General features: G+C 62.8%; 17 protein-coding genes. 9 read left to right on the top strand and 8 right to left on the bottom strand.

Features of this window, described 5'->3' with window-relative positions; all coding sequences use genetic code 11:
- The first annotated feature begins 31 nt into the window (after window positions 1–31).
- Genes FZX13_RS07755 through FZX13_RS07740 form a run of 4 tightly spaced genes read left to right on the top strand, consistent with a single transcriptional unit; the run spans window position 32 to window position 4,877 of the window.
- Window positions 32–1,069, top strand: a complete 1,038-nt coding sequence (locus FZX13_RS07755) for a class I SAM-dependent methyltransferase (protein ID WP_226409022.1) — start codon at window positions 32–34, stop codon at window positions 1,067–1,069.
- Window positions 1,069–2,124, top strand: coding sequence for a Glu/Leu/Phe/Val dehydrogenase dimerization domain-containing protein (locus FZX13_RS07750; RefSeq protein WP_226398364.1), 1,056 nt, complete (start codon window positions 1,069–1,071; stop codon window positions 2,122–2,124). Before FZX13_RS07755 ends, FZX13_RS07750 begins: the two co-directional genes overlap by 1 nt.
- The gene (locus FZX13_RS07745) at window positions 2,121–3,311 is read left to right on the top strand and encodes an FAD-dependent oxidoreductase (protein ID WP_226409020.1); all 1,191 of its coding nucleotides are present in this window, start codon (window positions 2,121–2,123) and stop codon (window positions 3,309–3,311) included. The genes FZX13_RS07750 and FZX13_RS07745 overlap by 4 nt, the downstream gene beginning before the upstream one ends.
- Before the next feature lie 18 nt (window positions 3,312–3,329).
- Entirely contained in the window at window positions 3,330–4,877 is a 1,548-nt protein-coding gene (locus FZX13_RS07740) for a BCCT family transporter (RefSeq protein WP_226409018.1), read from the top strand.
- A 12-nt stretch (window positions 4,878–4,889) separates the two neighbouring features.
- Here the strand turns inward: FZX13_RS07740 and FZX13_RS07735 are convergent, their stop codons facing one another.
- The 4 genes from FZX13_RS07735 to fabI all read right to left on the bottom strand — a co-directional run bounded on the left by FZX13_RS07735 (window position 4,890) and on the right by fabI (window position 8,931).
- Window positions 4,890–5,453, bottom strand: a complete 564-nt coding sequence (locus FZX13_RS07735; RefSeq protein WP_226409016.1) for a hypothetical protein — start codon at window positions 5,451–5,453, stop codon at window positions 4,890–4,892.
- A 527-nt stretch (window positions 5,454–5,980) separates the two neighbouring features.
- On the bottom strand, window positions 5,981–7,450 hold the full coding sequence (locus tag FZX13_RS07730) for a carotenoid oxygenase family protein (RefSeq protein WP_226409014.1): 1,470 nt from the start codon (window positions 7,448–7,450) through the stop codon (window positions 5,981–5,983).
- Window positions 7,451–7,510: 60 nt separating this feature from the next.
- Complete coding sequence (hisB, locus tag FZX13_RS07725) at window positions 7,511–8,119, bottom strand: imidazoleglycerol-phosphate dehydratase HisB (protein ID WP_226409012.1); 609 nt, start codon at window positions 8,117–8,119, stop codon at window positions 7,511–7,513.
- A gap of 29 nt (window positions 8,120–8,148) precedes the next feature.
- Window positions 8,149–8,931 (bottom strand): enoyl-ACP reductase FabI, encoded by a 783-nt coding sequence (gene fabI / locus FZX13_RS07720; RefSeq protein WP_166016435.1) that lies wholly within the window; start codon window positions 8,929–8,931, stop codon window positions 8,149–8,151.
- A gap of 83 nt (window positions 8,932–9,014) precedes the next feature.
- Between fabI and FZX13_RS07715 the strand changes: the two genes are divergently transcribed.
- Both FZX13_RS07715 and FZX13_RS07710 read left to right on the top strand, forming a co-directional pair.
- Window positions 9,015–9,926 carry an FAD-binding domain-containing protein gene (locus tag FZX13_RS07715; RefSeq protein ID WP_226409011.1) on the top strand — a complete coding sequence of 304 codons (912 nt, stop codon included), beginning with the start codon at window positions 9,015–9,017 and terminating at the stop codon, window positions 9,924–9,926.
- A 14-nt stretch (window positions 9,927–9,940) separates the two neighbouring features.
- Window positions 9,941–10,381, top strand: a complete 441-nt coding sequence (locus tag FZX13_RS07710) for a hypothetical protein (protein WP_226409009.1) — start codon at window positions 9,941–9,943, stop codon at window positions 10,379–10,381.
- Here the strand turns inward: FZX13_RS07710 and FZX13_RS07705 are convergent.
- Window positions 10,363–10,881, bottom strand: a complete 519-nt coding sequence (locus FZX13_RS07705; RefSeq protein WP_226409007.1) for a hypothetical protein — start codon at window positions 10,879–10,881, stop codon at window positions 10,363–10,365. The two genes, FZX13_RS07710 and FZX13_RS07705, sit on opposite strands and share 19 nt — an antisense overlap.
- A 57-nt stretch (window positions 10,882–10,938) precedes the next feature.
- On the opposite strand from FZX13_RS07705, the gene FZX13_RS07700 reads away from it, so the two are divergent.
- Both FZX13_RS07700 and FZX13_RS07695 read left to right on the top strand, forming a co-directional pair.
- Window positions 10,939–11,532 (top strand): thioredoxin family protein, encoded by a 594-nt coding sequence (locus tag FZX13_RS07700; RefSeq protein WP_226409005.1) that lies wholly within the window; start codon window positions 10,939–10,941, stop codon window positions 11,530–11,532.
- Between the two features lie 10 nt (window positions 11,533–11,542).
- Window positions 11,543–12,784, top strand: a complete 1,242-nt coding sequence (locus FZX13_RS07695) for a DegT/DnrJ/EryC1/StrS aminotransferase family protein (RefSeq protein ID WP_226409003.1) — start codon at window positions 11,543–11,545, stop codon at window positions 12,782–12,784.
- Here FZX13_RS07695 and FZX13_RS07690 read toward each other — a convergent pair.
- Window positions 12,763–14,196, bottom strand: a complete 1,434-nt coding sequence (locus FZX13_RS07690) for an FAD-binding domain-containing protein (protein WP_226409001.1) — start codon at window positions 14,194–14,196, stop codon at window positions 12,763–12,765. The two genes, FZX13_RS07695 and FZX13_RS07690, sit on opposite strands and share 22 nt — an antisense overlap.
- Complete coding sequence (locus FZX13_RS07685; protein WP_226408999.1) at window positions 14,196–14,756, bottom strand: NUDIX hydrolase; 561 nt, start codon at window positions 14,754–14,756, stop codon at window positions 14,196–14,198. Before FZX13_RS07685 ends, FZX13_RS07690 begins: the two co-directional genes overlap by 1 nt.
- 50 nt (window positions 14,757–14,806) lie before the next feature.
- On the opposite strand from FZX13_RS07685, the gene FZX13_RS07680 reads away from it, so the two are divergent.
- Entirely contained in the window at window positions 14,807–16,543 is a 1,737-nt protein-coding gene (locus tag FZX13_RS07680; RefSeq protein WP_226408997.1) for an ATP-binding cassette domain-containing protein, read from the top strand.
- On the opposite strand, the gene folK is transcribed toward FZX13_RS07680, so the two are convergent.
- Window positions 16,440–16,970 (bottom strand): 2-amino-4-hydroxy-6-hydroxymethyldihydropteridine diphosphokinase, encoded by a 531-nt coding sequence (gene folK / locus FZX13_RS07675; protein WP_226408995.1) that lies wholly within the window; start codon window positions 16,968–16,970, stop codon window positions 16,440–16,442. The genes FZX13_RS07680 and folK overlap by 104 nt on opposite strands.
- Window positions 16,971–16,986: the final 16 nt, after the last annotated feature.

The raw sequence follows: 16,986 nt of genomic DNA, 5'->3' as shown, positions 1-16,986 counted from the left end.
TGTACGGTGAGGCCTGCCGCTGACGAGGTCCATGGCCATCGCCATGACCACGGGTTACAGCGCGCAGACCGAAGGCGCTCTTCTGTGCATTGAAGCCGCCTCGGACTGGGCCTTGACTTGTGTGAATCAACTGGCTGTCGCAGACAGCCATGTCCTGATCGATTACGGAGCTGCCGATGGCGGCACTGCTGTAGGGCTCTGGAATCAGGTGCTGGATCGCCTGCATGCCAACCAGCCGAATGCTCATCTGACGCTGATCGGCAACGACTTACCGAGCAACGACAACCTCGCTCTGGCAGAAAACCTGGCTCTGCAGATTCCCCGGGATCCAAAGCCAACAGTGCTGGTGAGTGCCCGCAGCTTCTACGAGCCCTCCGTGGCCCCGGACAGCGTGAGCTTCGGCTTCTCCGCAACCGCCATGCACTGGCTGAGCGCTTCGCCCGGACCACTCGATAGCCACACCCATGTGCTGGCCTCCAGTGATGCCGATGCCCTTGAGCGTTTCACCGCCCAGGCGATGAAGGACTGGAACTACATCCTCGAACTGCGTAGTCGCGAGCTGAAGGTGGGCGGGCGACTGCTGACCGTGAACCTCTCACGCGATAACGAAGGACGCTATCTCGGTCATAACGGCGGCGAAACCCGCAATGTGCACGACCAATTGCACCAGATCTGGCGCGGCATGGCCGAGGAAGGTCTGATCAGCGCAGAGCAATACAAAAAAGGCACCGTTCTGAATTTCTACAAGTCCCCCGAGGAGTTCATGGCTCCGCTGAAGGACGAGAGCAGCGCCGCCTACCGCAACGGACTGCGCCTCGTGGACGAGCGGACAGTCTATGTGAAGTGCCCCTACAGACGCCGCTGGAACAACAACGGTGACACGACCGCTTTCGCCGCGGGCTTAATGGCGACGATCCGCAGCTGGAGTCGCCACAGCTTCGCCAGTGCTGCCGGGGACGCCGCTGCAGACACGGTGTACGAGCGTCTGCAACAGCGCATCGCCGAAACCCCCAGCGAATGGAGTCTCGACTACGTCGAACACCACCAGATGATGGAGAAGGTGGCCTGATGAGCAGCAGCAAGAAAGCATCCCCGACTGTGTCGGTGCTGGCGGAACACGTCTCCGACCACCTCTCGGTGTTCGTGGTGGCGGAAGACACTGATGCCAAGCGCCCCGCCAACGGGGGCCTGCGCCTGCTGAATTACCCCAGCGATGAGGCCTGCATCGCTGACGGACAGCGGCTGGCGGGGTTGATGACCCACAAGCACGATCTCTACGGCACCGGTTTTGCTGGAGGCAAGATCGTCGCCCGGGCAGCGGAGCCCGATGCGGTCAAGGATGAACTGATCAGCGTCACCGCCGAGCTGCTGGAGTCGCTCGATGGCGCCATGATCACTGGCTGCGATCTCAACACCAGCCTGGAGGACATGGAGCGTCTGACGGCGCTCACACCGCATGTGCTGGCGGCGGTCGGCAGCCCAGTAGACGCCAGTGCCGCCACTGCCCATGGCACCCTCGGCGCCGTGGAGGCAGTGCTGGAGAAGGACCTCAAAGACGCCATTCCCGGCCGGGCCCTCGTGCACGGCTGCGGTGCCGTCGGCGGAACGGTGGCCCGTCATCTCGTCGATCACGGCTGGACGGTGTTCACCGTGGATCTGGATCGCGAGAGAGCCAGTTTTCCCGGCGCGACGCCTCTGCCGGAGAGCTGTGCCTGGTGGGAACTGGACCTCGACCTGGTGCTGCCCTGTTCCATCTCCGGGTTGATCAACGCCGAAATGGCAACGGCCTTGAAGACCCCCGCCGTGGTTCCTGCAGCCAATGCCCCCTTCCAGCAACCGCAGTTAGCAGACGACCTGCGTCGCCGCGGTGTGCGGGTGCTGCCGGACCCTCTTGTGAATGCTGGCGCCGTGATCGCCGATTCGATCGAGCGGTTCTCCCCCGATGCCTGGAAGGACGCAGGCGCCACGGACGTCTATGCCTTCGTACGCGATGAGGTGCGCCGGCGGGCAAGCGACTATCTCAATCAGCGCGAACAGGGTTTGTCGGTTGGGGCCGCCCTCGAGGAAGTGGCGGCGACACCCTCCACCGATCCCATCGGCCTCAGCTTTGGAGATAGCGAATGAGCACGCCCTCCTCACTGCCCAGCCGCGCAGCGGTCGTGATCGTCGGCGGCGGCATGGCGGGCCTGAGCTGCGCTGCATCCCTTGCCCGCCGCGGCGTGCGCGATGTGGTGCTGCTCGAAGCCAAGACCCTGGCCCACGCCAAGGCCAGCAGCTACGGCGAAACCCGGATGTTCCGGGAGATGTATTCCGACCCGGTGCTCTGCCGTCTGGCCCAGGAGGCCAATCGCCTTTGGCGGGAAGAGGAAACTCACGCCGGCGAGCAGCTGAGAGAGACCCACGGCCTGCTCTTCTACGGCGAAAGCTGGGATGAGGAAACGATTGAGGGATCGATCCCCGGGGCCCGCCGGGTCATGGACGATCAGGGGATCCCCTATGAGGCCCTCAATGCCGAACAGATCGCTGCCCGTTTCCCGCTGAAGCCGAAGACGGGTTTCACTGGCCTGTTCGAACCCACCGCCGGTGCAGTGCGCAGCGACAAAGTTGTCACCCACTGGATCAATACCGCCCGTAACGCCGGCCATCAGCTGATCGAGCACTACCCAGTGGCCGGACTGGATCCCGATGGTGGAGGCGTCACCCTGCAGAGCGGCGAGCACATCGCCGCAAGCCAACTGGTGGTGGCCTGCGGGATCTGGAGCCAACTGTTGCTGGCCCCCCTCGGCTTGGCACCGAAACTGGAGGTGTGGCCGATGCTTTGGGCCCACTACACCGTCAACCCAGCACTCGCTGATCGCTACCCCCAGTGGTTCTGCTTCCAGCAAGAACGAGGCGACGACGGTGGCCTGTACTACGGCTTCCCCGTGTTGAGCCAAACGGCGGATGGCCGGCCCCGGATCAAGGCCGGTATCGACTGGGCCCCAAGAGAACTGAGAGTCGCCGCACCCAACGCCATGGCCACCGAGCCACCAGCCCGACTGGTGGAGCTGCTCGACACCTTCTTGTTCAACGAATTGGAGGGAGTTCAGGAGCGAGTCGAGACCGTGATCAGCCCGTACTCCATGGCCAGCGATGTGAACTTCGTGCTGGATCGGCTCACCCCAAAGCTGAGTCTGTTTGCAGGGGGATCCGGCCAGGCCTTCAAGTTCGCTCCCCTGATTGGTGATTCTCTGGCACGCCTCGCCAGTGGTGAACAACCTGCAGTGGATCTCTCCTGCTGGAGCCACCAACGCGACGCCGTCCGAGCCTGACCTTTCACCCCTCATCCGATGTCTGACAACCCCGCAAACCAGCGTTCCTGGTGGCAACAGCCCCCTCTCTGGGTCGGCGCCATCCCCCTGCTGATTTTTCTGTTGGTCTCGGCCATCGACCTGGCTCTGGCCAAGCATTTCACTGAAACCGGCAAAGCCGTGATCAGTGATGCCCTTGGGGGAGTTTGGCAATGGATGGTGGTGCTGCTGTTTCTGATCGCGCTGATCCTTGCCATCAGCCCTATCGGCAAACTCCGGCTTGGCGGAGCGGACGCCAAGCCGAGCTTCAAATTCTTCGATTGGTGCGCGGTGCTGATCTGCACCCTGCTGGCGGGAGGTGGTGTGTTCTGGTCTGCAGCCGAACCGCTGTATCACTTCCAAACACCATCACCGGTCTTTGAAGGTGTCGAAGGCAGCACAGCCGCAGCGGTGGATCCTGCCCTGGCGGTGAGTTTTCTGCACTGGGGGTTCCTGGCCTGGGCTCTTGTAGCCACTACCACCACGATCACCTTCTCGATCCTCGAACGTCGCGGTGAACCCCTGCGTCCCCGCACCCTGCTGGTGAACATCGTGCCGCGCAGCTGGGTGGATGGCCCGATCGGCCACCTGGCGGACGGCTTGTCTGTGGTGGCAGCGATCGCCGGCACCGTTGGCCCCCTGGGATTCCTTTCCCTGCAGCTCAGCAACGCTGCAGGGAAACTGCCGTGGCTCACCGACAGTGCCGGCTTGCAATCCTTGGTGGTGGTGCTTCTGACGGCCGTCTTTGCGACATCCACCGTTAGCGGCATTCAAAAGGGCATCAAGTGGCTGTCGGAGCTCAACGTATGGCTCACTCTGGCCATGGCGGCAGGCCTTCTGTTCTTAGGCCCTGGCTTCTGGCTGATCCAGCACTTTTTCAGCGGCTTTTTCAGTTATCTGGTCCATCTGCCGCAGATGGCTCTTGCACCCAACGCAGCGCCTTCGAACTGGGTGAACGGCTGGACTGTCTTCTACTGGGGTTGGTTCCTTGGCTATGCGCCGCTAATGGGGCTCTTCACCGCCGGCGTCAGCCGCGGCCGCAGCATCCGTGAGCTGGTACTGGCCGTAGCGATCCTCTGCCCGATCGTGACCAATCTCTGGTTCACCCTGCTTGGGGGCACCGGATTACATCTCGAGCTAGCCGGAGGTGGCATCAGTGAAGCCCTGGCCCAAAACGGAGCCGCCGCTGCGCTGCTGACCATCCTCAGCCAGTTGCCCCTAGCCGGCCTGCTGATTCCGATCGGCCTATTGCTGGTGGTGCTGTTCATGTGCACCAGCGCCGACTCGATGAGTTACGCCGCAGCCATGGTGGTGAGCGGCCGCAATGAGCCGCCCGCTCTGCTGCGGCTGTTCTGGGCCTTGATGATTGGCAGCCTCACACTGGTGTTGCTGCGCATCGGCACGGGCCTGGGCGACAGCACCTCCATCGACGCCTTGCAAGCCTTCATCGTGATCACAGCGGTTCCTGTCACGCCCTTGGTGCTGGCAACCCTCTGGAGCGCGCCACGGCTGGCCTGGAAAGAGGCCAAGCGCGAAGGCCTTAGCTGATCTAAACCGCCTTCAAACAGCGGCGTCGTACAGAGAAAAGAAACGACGCCGCAAGCGCCAGGGGAAACGCAGCTCCCTCAGCACGCGAACCATCAGATCTCGCATCTCCTTCCGCTCCGCCTCGGCCCCAGGCCCCGAATAAACCTGTTGCCCCGCAGGCCGCACTGGGAAGAGGCTGTCCCAACTGACACCCCAGTGTTGCTGTGCAAAAGCCTCGTTAGAGCTGGCATAAAAGGCCGACACCCTGTCATGAAGCGGTTGATCAAAACCGTCAAACTTCTCCCGATCCCAGCCAAGTTCGATCGCGAGGTCACGGATGACCTTGCCCTTCCGCTTCAGCACTTCCGGATCGAAACCCGTCTCCACCATCAAGCGGCGACACAGAGCCGACATCCAGATACCCCGGGCGCCAGGCTGGATGTTCTGCTTCGAGGAACGGCCCGCCAACCAGCCCTGTTCACCCGATGGAGCATCCAGACCCAGAGCATCAACCAAGGCCAGAAACGGATCGGTGATCGCCACCTGCTTGGACAAAGGAAGAAACAACGTCGCAATCGAGGGGAAGCGACTCAGCACACGAAATTTGGATGGATAAGAAATATCCCACGAGTCAGAATCATGCATAATGTAATCACAATATCGCTCAAAATCAGGCGTCTCTCGAAAACGTCGAACTCGATGTGCGTAGACTGAATTCAACCAAGACTGCTGATCTCTAACGAAGTAACTGACTCCTAATTTGAACCCCTGACGCTCAACCAGGGCCTGCAATCTGCCCAAGGCAGTTCGACTAAGGATCCGATCATCCAAAGAGGAACTACTAAGTAAAACCCTGTGAAGTGAAGAAGGCAGGGTGGCCAGCGCTTCCTCAACGGGTTCATAGTTTTTTTGTGCAATGGCGTTGGCCAGACGATTGTCATCACCGTCCATCAACACACCTTGGGCTGCGAGATGGTCCCGGTTTTGCCGAAGTCGCTCGGTGACGTAACTACTGGCTGCCTTATGGGGACCGGCATGGATCCACAGCATCCGCTCATCACGTTTGATTTGCGGACGCGTGAATGACGTTGGCACCCGTGAGGCCTGCGAGGGGCCTCAACGTATCAGCGTTGGGGTGCCCAGCTGCCGTGCAAGCCATGGGGAACAGCCAAAGGCAGCTCCAGCACCGCAACTTCCGCGAGATCGCGGGCATTGAGGATGACCAGATCAGATGCGGCACGGGCTCCGTTCCAGACCAAATCCAGAACCCAGCCGTCGTCCTCGGACTCCGCACCGGGTCGGCGCACCATCAGCGGCTCACTCACGAAGCCACGGGGTGCCGCACTCCAGGTGTGGGTGGCACCGGAATCGAGGTCAAGCTTCTGGATCGCCTGCAGCGGATCATTGCCCGTCTCACGCTCGGCCACTGCCATCCAGGCATAGCGAGCGCTGAGACCCTGACGCTCGGGGTTGACCATGGCGAACTCACAGGTGCGCTCGCTGATCCGCTCGGTCTGCACCGATTCCCGGCTGAGGTCGAGGCGACAACGGTGCAGGATTCCTTCCGGCACCGTGTCGAAATCCACCTGAGCGAAGTCGTCATCGGGACCGATGGACGGGAAATCGTCGTAGACGATGCTCTCCACCACGAGATGATCACCGTCTTCAAACGCATTCAGATGATGGAAGACGAAGCCGTCGGGGGCTTCGAGGATGCGCGGCTTCTGACCGGCAAAATGACCGGAGTCTCGCGGTATCAGCCAAAAACGCCCTTTCCCACCGGGTTGGGATGCCAGGCACTGAGCCGCACCCTTTTCGCCGGTTACGAAAGGAAGGGGGTTGAAGGCGATGGCGTTCTGCAGGAACACCGCCCAGTTGGGGGTGATGGCGAAATCGTGGAGGAAGGCGAAACCGGGAAAGCTGTCGGAGCGGTCGTGCAGTAACGCCCCGGCCTGGGGGCCATCGGTGGCGAACTCCATCAAGCGAATGGTGCTGCGAGGTCCGGTCTTCACCCCAAAAGTGACCATGCAGGGACGGCCGTTATGGCCGGGATCGAAGCGGGGGTGGGCACTGAAGGCTTCACCCTTTTTCAGCACACCATCGAGCCGCGAAAGACCGCGAGTCTCCAGGCTGCGGGGATCCAGCGCATGGGGCTCGGCAGCCTCCCAAAGAGCGAGCAGCTGATCGCCGAGGCGCACCACGTTGGTGTTGGCGATGTTCTTCAGGCGCAGATCAAACGCATTGGCCAAACGACCACCGGGCTTCTGGCTACCGAAGACCCCCCGGTAAAGCACCTTGCCAGCCTTCTCCTCCGCCAGCCAGCCCTCGGTGCGGACATAGCGGTTGCTGAGCTGGACGCTGCCGTTCTCAAACCGCATCGCCGCAATCATGCCGTCGCCATCGAAGGGGTGATGGACGCGGTGTCCATCGCGCTCCAGACGCCCGGGGCCATTGCGGTAGAAGGTGCCCTGAAGCTCCGCCGGAACGCTTCCACGCACCGGCGTTAAGGCCACATCGGTGAGCTCCTCCTCCACATTGACGAAGGCGCTGGACCAGTCGCTGCGGTCGTAGCTGCTGGCGGGGGCGACGGTCACGGGCGAACGATCAACGTCCTCCCATCCTCTCGTAACGGACTGTGAAGCGCGGCGCCGCTATCAGTTGGCGCCGGCCTGCTCCAGAACCCCTTTGCTGCTGGGGATGGCACCGGCCCGGCGTGGATCCACCTCGGTGGCCATGCGCAGGGCCCGGGCAAAGGCCTTGAAACAGGCTTCCACGATGTGGTGTGAATTGACGCCATCCAGCTGACGGATGTGCAGGGTGAGGCCACTGTTGTTGACCACCGCCACGAAGAACTCCTTGACCAGCTCGGTGTCGTAGCTGCCGATCTTCTGGCTGGGAATCGTCAGGCTGTAGCTGAGATGCGGGCGACCGGAACAATCCAGTGCCACCTGCACCAGGGCCTCATCCAGCGGTGCCACGAAGTGCCCGAAGCGATGGATACCACGGCGGTCTCCCAGGGCCTGAGCCAAAGCTTGCCCCACGGCAATCCCCACGTCCTCATTGGTGTGGTGATCGTCGATATGGGTGTCTCCCACCGCATTGATCTCCAGGTCGATCAGTCCGTGGCTGCTGATCTGATGAAGCATGTGATCGAGGAATGCCACTCCGGTATTGGCCTGGCACTGGCCGGAGCCATCCAGATCCAGACGCACCTTCACATCGGTTTCACCGGTGACCCGATGAATGTCTCCCTGGCGTGCCATCACTCCACCTCCTCTGTTCACATCGTGCCTTACATCCCCGTGACGCAGTAGCCCGCATCCACATAAATGGTCTGACCGGAAATGCCGCTGGCCAGATCGCTGAGCAGGAAGGCTGCGGTGCCGCCCACTTCCATCTGGGTGACCGTGCGACGCAAGGGAGCCTTCTCCTCCACGTTGTGGATCATCTCGAGGATGCCGCCAATGGCGGAGCTGGCCAGGGTGCGGATCGGGCCAGCACTAATGGCATTCACGCGCACCTGCTTCTCGGGACCCAGCTCAGCGGCGAGGTAGCGAACAGACGCTTCCAGCGCGGCCTTCGCCACACCCATGACGTTGTAGTTCGGGATGGCCCGCTCAGCGCCGAGATACGACAGGGTGATCACGCCGGCCTTCTCGCTGAACAGCGGCTTGGCATGAGCACAGAGAGGAGCCAGGGAATAGGCGCTGATATCGAGGGAACGAGCAAAGCCTTCAGCGGTGGTGGCGCTGTAGTCGCCGATCAGCTCTTCCTTGCCTGCAAAAGCCAGGCAGTGCACCAGGCCGTCGAGAACCCCCCACTTTTCCTTGATCTCCCCGAAGACCTCGGCCATCTGTTCGGCGTCCTGCACGTTCAGTGGCAAAAACAGGCTGGGCTCCAGGGGTGCGGTGAGTTCGCGCACCTTGGACTCAAAGCGGCCCTTTTCATCCGGCAGATAAGTGATGCCCAGCTCAGCGCCCGCCGCCTTCAACTGCTGAGCAATGCCCCAGGCGATGGAACGGTTGTTGGCGATGCCGGTAACGAGAATCTTCTTGCCGGTGAGATCAAGCAGCATCAGGACAGACCGGAACGGGTTGAATTCGCGCGATTCTCCCCCATCCCCCGCCAAGATCACCGCTCCTTTGCTGACGAAGGCCGGTGCCCAGCGCTGCGTCACCCCCGATCAACGGCGACCTGCCGCGGCAATTCGCCTCCCGCGATGCCCTCAATGCCCTGTTGGCGCAAGAGTTTCCAGAGGCGGAAGGGACTCTTAGCCCGATACGCGGTGGTCGTGAGGCAGCCGAAGACAAACTGCGGCGCATAGACGCGAGGCGCTATGCCAAAAGCCGCAATCACCTCAGGGGCGCGGTCACCGGGCTGTCGCCCTACATCCGCCATGGTGTTTTGGGCCTCGCGGAGGTTCGCGATTCCGTGTTTGCACGGATCCGCAACCGCGATGAGGGCGGAAAGCTGATCAACGAACTCGGGTGGCGGGACTTCTGGCAACGGATGTGGCTCGATCTAGGGGATGGCATCCATGACGATCAGGAACCGTTCAAGACTGGCCATGACGCTGCTGCCTACGCCCGGGAGCTGCCGGCCGATGTGCGCGCTGGGACCACAGGGCTGGCCTGCATGGATGGCTTCCGCGATCAACTGGTGAGCACCGGCTGGCTGCACAACCACGCCCGCATGTGGATGGCCGCCTGGCTCGTGCACTGGCGAAGGGTGCACTGGAAGGCTGGAGCCGACTGGTTTCTTGAGCACCTGCTGGATGGCGACCCGGCCAGCAACCATCTGAGCTGGCAGTGGGTGGCCAGCACCTTCAGCCACAAGCCCTATTTCTTCAACCGCGGCAACCTGGAGCGCTACAGCGACGGGCACTACTGCGACAGCTGCCCCAGCGCGAAAAGCTGCCCCTTTGAAGGCAGCTACGACCAACTCGAGAACCAGCTGTTCGCCCCGATGCCAGCCATTCGGGAGACCGGCAACAACCGCAACCAGCAGCGCAACCGCCAACGCCGGAGCAGCGGAGGCGCCAGTGCCGCCCTGGCCCGTCCCAAGCGATAAGCAGGAGAGTCCTCATGTCTTTTGAACGTCCGATCCTCTGGATTCACGAGGAGGCCCTTGGTGCCAACAACCCAGCGCTGCAGGCCTGGCCCGAGGCACCTGCGGTGTTCGTGTTCGACACTCACTGGATCCAAGACGCAAGAATCAGCCGCAAACGGCTTGGCTTCCTCTACGAAAACGCCCTCGACCTTCCCGTCACCCTGCGAAAGGGGGGCGTTGCTGATGAGGTGCTGGCCTTTGCGCGTCGCCATCAGGCCGATGGTGTGGTGAGCAGTAGCGCAGTGGATCCACGCCTGGAGCGCATTGGCGCTGCCATCGAGGCGGAACTGCCGCTTGACCTGCTGGATCCCAAGCCCTTCGTGGAGCTGGAACGTCCACCGCGGCTGGGGCGTTTCAGCCGCTACTGGCGGGACGCCGAAGCAGTGGTTTGGGAGGGCTACTCCCCATCCTGCTGATCCTTAAGCAACTGCCGGACCCGCTTCAGTTCCTCCACAGGATTGGTCAGCAGGTCCTCTTCCTCCAGAGATGGCAGCTGAACGGGGAGCACTTGGTCTTCGCTGAGGGGCGGCTCAGTCCACTGCCAGCGCTCATCTGATGCGCGGGCCTCGCATAGTGCCTCCAGCTCCTTCTCCAGCAAAGCCCGCACATCACGCCGGGACACCGCATCGAAAAACTCCTGGCGGGTCGCAAGACCAGAACTGAACGGGGTGGATCCGTTGCCGTTGAACAGGCGGGCTGGATCCGGCAGCCATCGGGGACGACAGACCCCCGGGAAGCTGGTGTCTGTTTCCAAATAGATATGAATCCCATACCCATCCGGCTGGCTCACCACGGCCACGCCGTCATGGGGCACATACCGCTGCAAAGGGAACAAGCGCCAGCTGGGCGGTTCCTTGGGGGCACCGCAGGCCGCCAGCAGTAAGGCAACTCCCCAAATCAGACGCAGGCGCGGCATCCATCACCACCGGAGGTGGCCATCCTGAAGCAGATTCGCCGCATCTGCCTGCGCGTCATGGCCCTGACACCATCCACGATGCTGGCGCTGAGCACGCCGCTGCCCGGTTTTGATCTGCCCCAGGTCACGGGCGGCCGGCTGAACAGCCAATCGCTGGACCATCGCCCCCTGCTGCTGATGGTGCTTTGTGCCCATTGCCCGTTTGTGAAACACGTGGAGCCAGAGCTCACCCGGCTGGAGCACGACTTTGGCGACCAGCTGCAACTGGTCGGCGTGAGCAGCAACAGCCTGATCACCCACCCCCAGGACGGGCCGGCACAACTGGCGGATCAAGCCCGGCGCCACGGCTGGAGCTTTCCATATCTGCTGGATGAGCAGCAGAACCTGGCCAAGGCGCTTCAGGCTGCATGCACGCCGGAGTTCTACCTGTTTGCACCCGAAAACAAAGGCCTACAGACCCTCCGTTATCGAGGCCAGTTGGACGGCAGCCGACCCGGTAATGATCAGCCCCTCGACGGCCGAGACCTGCGGGCCGCCCTCATTTCCGTGCTGACGGGAGCACCGGTGAACCCGGAGCAGACAGCCTCAGTGGGCTGCAATGTGAAGTGGAACCCCGGACACGAACCGGAGTGGTTCGGCGGAGCCACTTAAGCTTTCCTTCATGCAGGTACCTCCCTTCAGCCTCGGCCAGCAGATCAACGATCTGGGTGTGGACCTCGAAGAGGCGGTTCTTGCGGTGTTGCGCAGCGGTCAGTACATCGGCGGACCGCAGATCAAACAATTCGAGGAGGCCTTTGCCGTCAGCGTCGGCTGCGACCACACCGTGGGCTGCAACAGCGGCACCGATGCACTGATCCTGGCCTTGCGTGCCCTCGGCATTGGTGCAGGCGATGAGGTGATCACCTGCTCGTTCAGTTTTTTCGCCACCGCTGAAGCCATCAGCGCCGTCGGCGCCACACCGGTGTTCGTGGATGTCGACCCCAGCACCTACCTGATCGATTTCGACCAAATCGAAACCGCGATCACCCCGGCCACCAAGGCCCTGATGCCGGTGCATCTATTTGGCCGTGCGGTGGACATGAACCAGTTGATGGCGATTGCGGAGCGCCATCAACTGAAGGTGATCGAAGACTGCGCCCAGGCCACGGGAGCCCGCTGGAACGGCCAACCCGTAGGCAGCTTTGGTGATGCTGGCTGCTTCAGTTTTTTCCCCACCAAAAACCTCGGTGCGGCCGGTGACGCTGGTGCCGTCACCACCAGCGATGCCGATCTGGCCCAGGCCATGCGCGAGCTGGCCGTGCATGGCATGCCCGAGCGCTACCTGCACACGAGCCTTGGGTACAACAGCCGACTTGATGCCATTCAGGCAGCAGTGCTGAATGTGAAACTGCCGAAGCTGGAGAGCTGGATCAGCAACCGCACAGCCATTGCCTCCCGTTACCGAGATGCCCTCGGGGATCTCCAAGGACTCACCCTGCCGTCCTCCAACGAAGGCCACAGCTGGAACCAGTTCGTCGTGCGCATCGGCAGCTGCCCCACCGGCCAACCGCTCTGCAACGCCAGCTGTAATCCCTCCACCACCAGTGCACGCCACGGGATCCCGGAGAGCTGCTGCCGCGACTGGCTCAAACAGACCCTTCAGGAGCGCGGTGTGAGCACGATCATCTACTACCCGATTCCGATTCACCGGCAACCGGCCTACGCCCACCTCGGCTTGAAGCAGGGCTCCCTGCCGGTGACAGAACAACTCTGCAGCCAAGTTCTCAGCCTGCCGATCTTCCCTGAGTTAAAGGAAGACCAGCAACAAACGGTGATCGACACCCTGCGCCAACTGCTGGTGTCCAATGCTCCAGCCCAGTTCCGCCGCAGCGAAGGGCGCGATCAGGACCGGATGGTGGCGTAAAGCGCCTTGAACTTGGCCTGCTGCTTCTTGTGATCCACCAGGGGTTCGGGGTAATCCCTCCGCTCGAAAGCACCGATCTCTCCGCTGAGCAAATCTTTGGTGTTCACATGGCGCAGCTCCGGCACCCACTGGCGGATGTAATCACCGGCTGAATCGAACTTGGAGGCCTGAGTGGCAGGGTTGAAGATGCGCAGCGGCTTGGGATCCATGCCGCTGCTGGCACTCCATTGCCAACCACCGTTGTTGGCGGCCAAGTCGCCATCCACCTCCAGCTCCATAAAAGCGCGCTCGCCCCAACGCCAGTCGCAGATCAGATCTTTGACCAGATAAGAGGCCACGATCATGCGGCAGCGGTTGTGCATCCAGCCGGTCTGATTCAGCTGACGCATGGCGGCATCGATGATCGGCATGCCGGTCTGGCCCTCCTTCCAGAAGTCGAACCAGTCCTCGTTGTTCTCCCAAGGGAAACGGCGCCACTGCTCGCGGTAGGGGCCATCGGCCAGTTCGGGGAAATGGAACAGCGCCTGCTGGTAAAACTCGCGCCAGCACAACTCTTGCTCCCACACGGCAATGGCATGGAGCTGCTCCTCGGAGCGGGCCAGCGCGCGGGAGTCCTGGGCGGCACACCAAGCCTGCCGGGGGCTGAGGGTGCCCACACTGAGGGCAGCACTGAGGGTCGAGGTGCCGGCGGTACCGGGAAAATTGCGATCAGGCTCGTAGCCGAGCAGCGGTCCATCACAAAACCTCGTGAGTTGCTCCAAGGCCGCCGCCTCGCCGGGAAGGCAGGGGCAGATCTCGGTGCCCTTGAAACCATGGCTCTCCCGCAATGCCGCAAGGGAATCCCCCGCCGGCACGTGGACGGGATCCAGATCCACCAGCCCGGTGGGGGCGGCAACGGTGCTGGGCTGCTTGGCCAGCACTTGGCCGCGCCAGTTGCGCAGAAAGGGGCCGTAGACCCGGTAAGGATCACCACCACCGGTCTTGACCAGCTCAGGAGCGATCAGCAGCTGATCCCAGTCCACCACCACCTTCCGACCATCGGCCTGGAGCCGCCTCGCCACCTGGCGGTCCCGCTCACGGGCATAGGGCTCCACATCGCGGTTCCACACCACGGCCTCGGCGCCGATTTGCTCTGCCAGCTCTGGCAGCACGTCCGGAGGATCCCCCTCGAGAATGACCAGACGGCTACCGGCCTCCCGCCAGCGCTGCTGCAGTTCAACCAGGCTTTCAACCAAAAACCACAGCCGGGCCGGCGCCATCGCCGGCAGATGCTCCGGAGGATCGATGACCTTGGGGTCGAGCACATACACGCCGGTCAGCGCCGGGCTGATCTCAGCGGCAGCTGCCAGTCCCAGATTGTCCGCCAGGCGCAGATCGCGGCGGTGCCAGAACAAAACGCGAGACGTTGTCATCAGAAGCCGAGAACCTGCTTGGCGCGATACCAGGCGGTAACGCTCTTGCCATCGAGCCATTCATCGCCAGAGGCCAGGGCCGCATCCAGCGCAGCAGGTGTCATCAGCACCACCTCCAGATCTTCGTCCTCATCACCGGCCGGTGGGTTCTCCAGGAGGGTGAGATCCCGGGCCAGGAAGCAGTGGATCACCTCATCGGAATAGCCCGGGCAAGGGAGCATCGGCCCCAGGACATCCCAGCGTGCTGCGCTGTAGCCAGCTTCTTCGCCCAATTCCCGCTGCATCGATTCCAGAGGGTCTTCGCCCTCTTCCAGGGTGCCGGCAGGAAACTCGAGCAGCCTCGCCTGCACTGCAAAGCGGTACTGCCGCAGCAGCACCACCTGGCCGTCATCAGTAATCGGCACCGCCAGGGACGCACCGGGATGGCGAATCATTCCGAAGGTGGCCTCCACCCCCATCGGCAGCTTGATCCGGTTGCGCTCGAAACGGATCTTGCGGGCATCCACTGCTTCCACCGTTTCCAGCAGTTCAAAGGATTCCGGCGACGACAGGGGCGACATGGCTCACGGGCGTAGCTGGGGCCCAGCATGGCGGGTGAACCCAGCCCCCCGTGTCATCTGCTTTGAAGGCCACCAGCCCACAACCACAACCCCTGCCGCGACGGGGCCAGGTCCAGCTGCTAAAAGCCCTTGCCATGGAAGCGGGGTGGCGTCATCTGGCCCTGCTGAGCGGGTTGAGCACCCTCAACAGCCTGCTCGACATCGCCGGGCTGGGCTTGGCGGTCACGCTGCTGCTGGGGTCAGGCTCCGCCTCGAGCGCAGGCCCTTTGATCGGCGGCCTGCCCATCGCCGCCAGCCTCGGGCTGCTGGTGGGTCTGATCTTGCTGCGGGGTCTGATTCAGGCCCAGGTCGACATCCACCGCGAGCGGCTGCGCTCTGGCTTCACCGATCGGCTGCGACATCAGCTGCTGCACCGTGTGTTCGAAGCCTCATCAGCCCAGCTGAATCGACTAGGGCGCGGCGAGCTGCTCGCCCTGTTGATGGCCGACATCAACCGCAGCGCCCTCAGCCTGGACCAGGCGGTGCGGATGGGGCAGGCGGTGCTCGCCATGGGGATCTACCTAGCCAGCGTGGTGCTGGTCGGCAAAGCCACGGCATGGCCGCTGTTGCTCGCGCTGCTGGCCACAACGGCAGCGGCCCTGCTGCAGCGCTCCGGCAGCTGGGGCCTGGGCCGAATCCAGAGCCGTCTGAATGCAGCCCTGCAGAGAACGGTTGGAGACGGTCTGCATGGCCTCAAGGCCCTGCGCGCCGCAGCGGCTGAAAGCTGGCTGCTGCAGCGGTTTGCCCAGGAAACCGCGGAAGGTCGCTGGCTGCTGCGGGAAAGGGTGCGCCGCCGGGCCAGCTTCAACGCCTGGCGCGACACCTTGGTGGTGGCCGTCGCCGGCCTCTGGATGCTGCTGCAGGGCGAAGCCCTTACCTCTGAGGTGCTCACCACCACGCTGGTGCTGGCCTATCGCGCCAGCGCCTCCTTGAGCACGGTGGTGCAAGCCCGCCGCCTCTGCCTGGGAAACCTGCCGGGCTACGAGGCCCTGCGCCAACGGCGCGGTCAATTGATTCCCCGCCGAAGTGAAGCCAGCGATCTCTCCATCGCGGAAGACACCCTGGCGATGCTTTCAGCGGCGCAATGGAGCCAGTTGCGCTGGCACGCATCAACGGATGAAAACGCACTGCACTTGAACGCCAACGGCCTGGTCACCATCACCGGGCCGTCTGGCAGCGGCAAGACAACACTGCTCGACCGCATCTGTGGATTGCTGAATGAAGAAGACAGCCACTGGGACGTGAATTGCAATGCAGAGGCATGGAGGCTGAGCGGGCTGGCCGGAGCCCAGCAGATTCACGAGTTGATTGCCTACGCCCCCCAGAACGCGGTGCTGTTCGAAGCGAGCCTGCGCGACAACCTGCTGCTGGGGGCCGCCTGCCCCCAGGACGCCATCGAAACCTGGCTGCAGCGGCTGGGGCTCGCCCACCTGCTCCAACGTCCCGGAGGATTGGATGCACCGCTGGCTCTGGCGCAGGATTCATTCTCAGGAGGGGAAATTCACCGGCTCGGGCTGATGCGCGCCTGGCTGCGCAACAAACCCGTGGAAGTGCTGGATGAGCCCACAGCCTTCCTGGACGCAAGGGCAGCTGAACAGGTTCGTAGCGTGATTCGCGAACGGGCTCTACAGCGTCTAACGCTGATCAGCAGCCACGACCCTGAGCTGCTGGATCAGGCCGATCGGGTGATTGTGATGAAGGCGACCCATGCATCGCCTCCAGTAGCGGCGCCAGCACAAAGTCTCTGAGGTGCAGGCGAGGGTGCGGCAACACCAGTCGGGGGTGCTCCAGCCTCAGCTCACCCCAGAACAGCAGATCCAGATCAAGGCTTCGCGGCCCCCAGCGCTGCTCTCGAGAGCGATCCCGACCGAAGCGATGCTCCAACCCCTGGAGTGCATCCAGCAGATCCAACGCAGCGGTCGCCATCGGCTGGGCCTTCACCCCCTCCACCAACACAACGGCATTGCAGTAGTGGGGCTGGCCCGCAGGGCCGCCCACGGGCGCCGTGTCATGCAGTGTCGACCAGTGAAATCGAAGATCCTGAGCGGCCCAGTCCAGCAGCAAACCCTCCAGCAGAGGCTGAACCACCAACAGCGTGTCGCGGGGCAATCCGACCGCACTGGGTTGGTTAGCCCCCAGCGCCACTGCAACAGAGGCGTCAACGATGAAGGGCATCAGCGAGACTGGCGCG

It is taken from the genome of Synechococcus sp. MU1625, assembly GCF_020514205.1.
In the GTDB taxonomy this organism is placed as follows: domain Bacteria; phylum Cyanobacteriota; class Cyanobacteriia; order PCC-6307; family Cyanobiaceae; genus Parasynechococcus.
Note: the sequence above shows the minus strand (reverse complement) of the source record. Positions and strands in the feature narration are given on the sequence as shown.

Excerpts from the sequence above, each read along its gene's own strand:
- FZX13_RS07755 (WP_226409022.1), top strand. The coding sequence starts at position 32 with ATGGCCATCGCCATGACCACGGGTTACAGCGCGCAGACCGAAGGCGCT.
- FZX13_RS07750 (WP_226398364.1), top strand. The coding sequence starts at position 1,069 with ATGAGCAGCAGCAAGAAAGCATCCCCGACTGTGTCGGTGCTGGCGGAA.
- FZX13_RS07745 (WP_226409020.1), top strand. The coding sequence starts at position 2,121 with ATGAGCACGCCCTCCTCACTGCCCAGCCGCGCAGCGGTCGTGATCGTC.
- FZX13_RS07740 (WP_226409018.1), top strand. The coding sequence starts at position 3,330 with ATGTCTGACAACCCCGCAAACCAGCGTTCCTGGTGGCAACAGCCCCCT.
- hisB (WP_226409012.1), bottom strand. The coding sequence starts at position 8,119 with ATGGCACGCCAGGGAGACATTCATCGGGTCACCGGTGAAACCGATGTG.
- fabI (WP_166016435.1), bottom strand. The coding sequence starts at position 8,931 with ATGCTGCTTGATCTCACCGGCAAGAAGATTCTCGTTACCGGCATCGCC.
- FZX13_RS07710 (WP_226409009.1), top strand. The coding sequence starts at position 9,941 with ATGTCTTTTGAACGTCCGATCCTCTGGATTCACGAGGAGGCCCTTGGT.
- FZX13_RS07705 (WP_226409007.1), bottom strand. The coding sequence starts at position 10,881 with ATGCCGCGCCTGCGTCTGATTTGGGGAGTTGCCTTACTGCTGGCGGCC.
- FZX13_RS07700 (WP_226409005.1), top strand. The coding sequence starts at position 10,939 with ATGGCCCTGACACCATCCACGATGCTGGCGCTGAGCACGCCGCTGCCC.
- FZX13_RS07695 (WP_226409003.1), top strand. The coding sequence starts at position 11,543 with ATGCAGGTACCTCCCTTCAGCCTCGGCCAGCAGATCAACGATCTGGGT.
- FZX13_RS07690 (WP_226409001.1), bottom strand. The coding sequence starts at position 14,196 with ATGACAACGTCTCGCGTTTTGTTCTGGCACCGCCGCGATCTGCGCCTG.
- FZX13_RS07685 (WP_226408999.1), bottom strand. The coding sequence starts at position 14,756 with ATGTCGCCCCTGTCGTCGCCGGAATCCTTTGAACTGCTGGAAACGGTG.
- folK (WP_226408995.1), bottom strand. The coding sequence starts at position 16,970 with ATGCCCTTCATCGTTGACGCCTCTGTTGCAGTGGCGCTGGGGGCTAAC.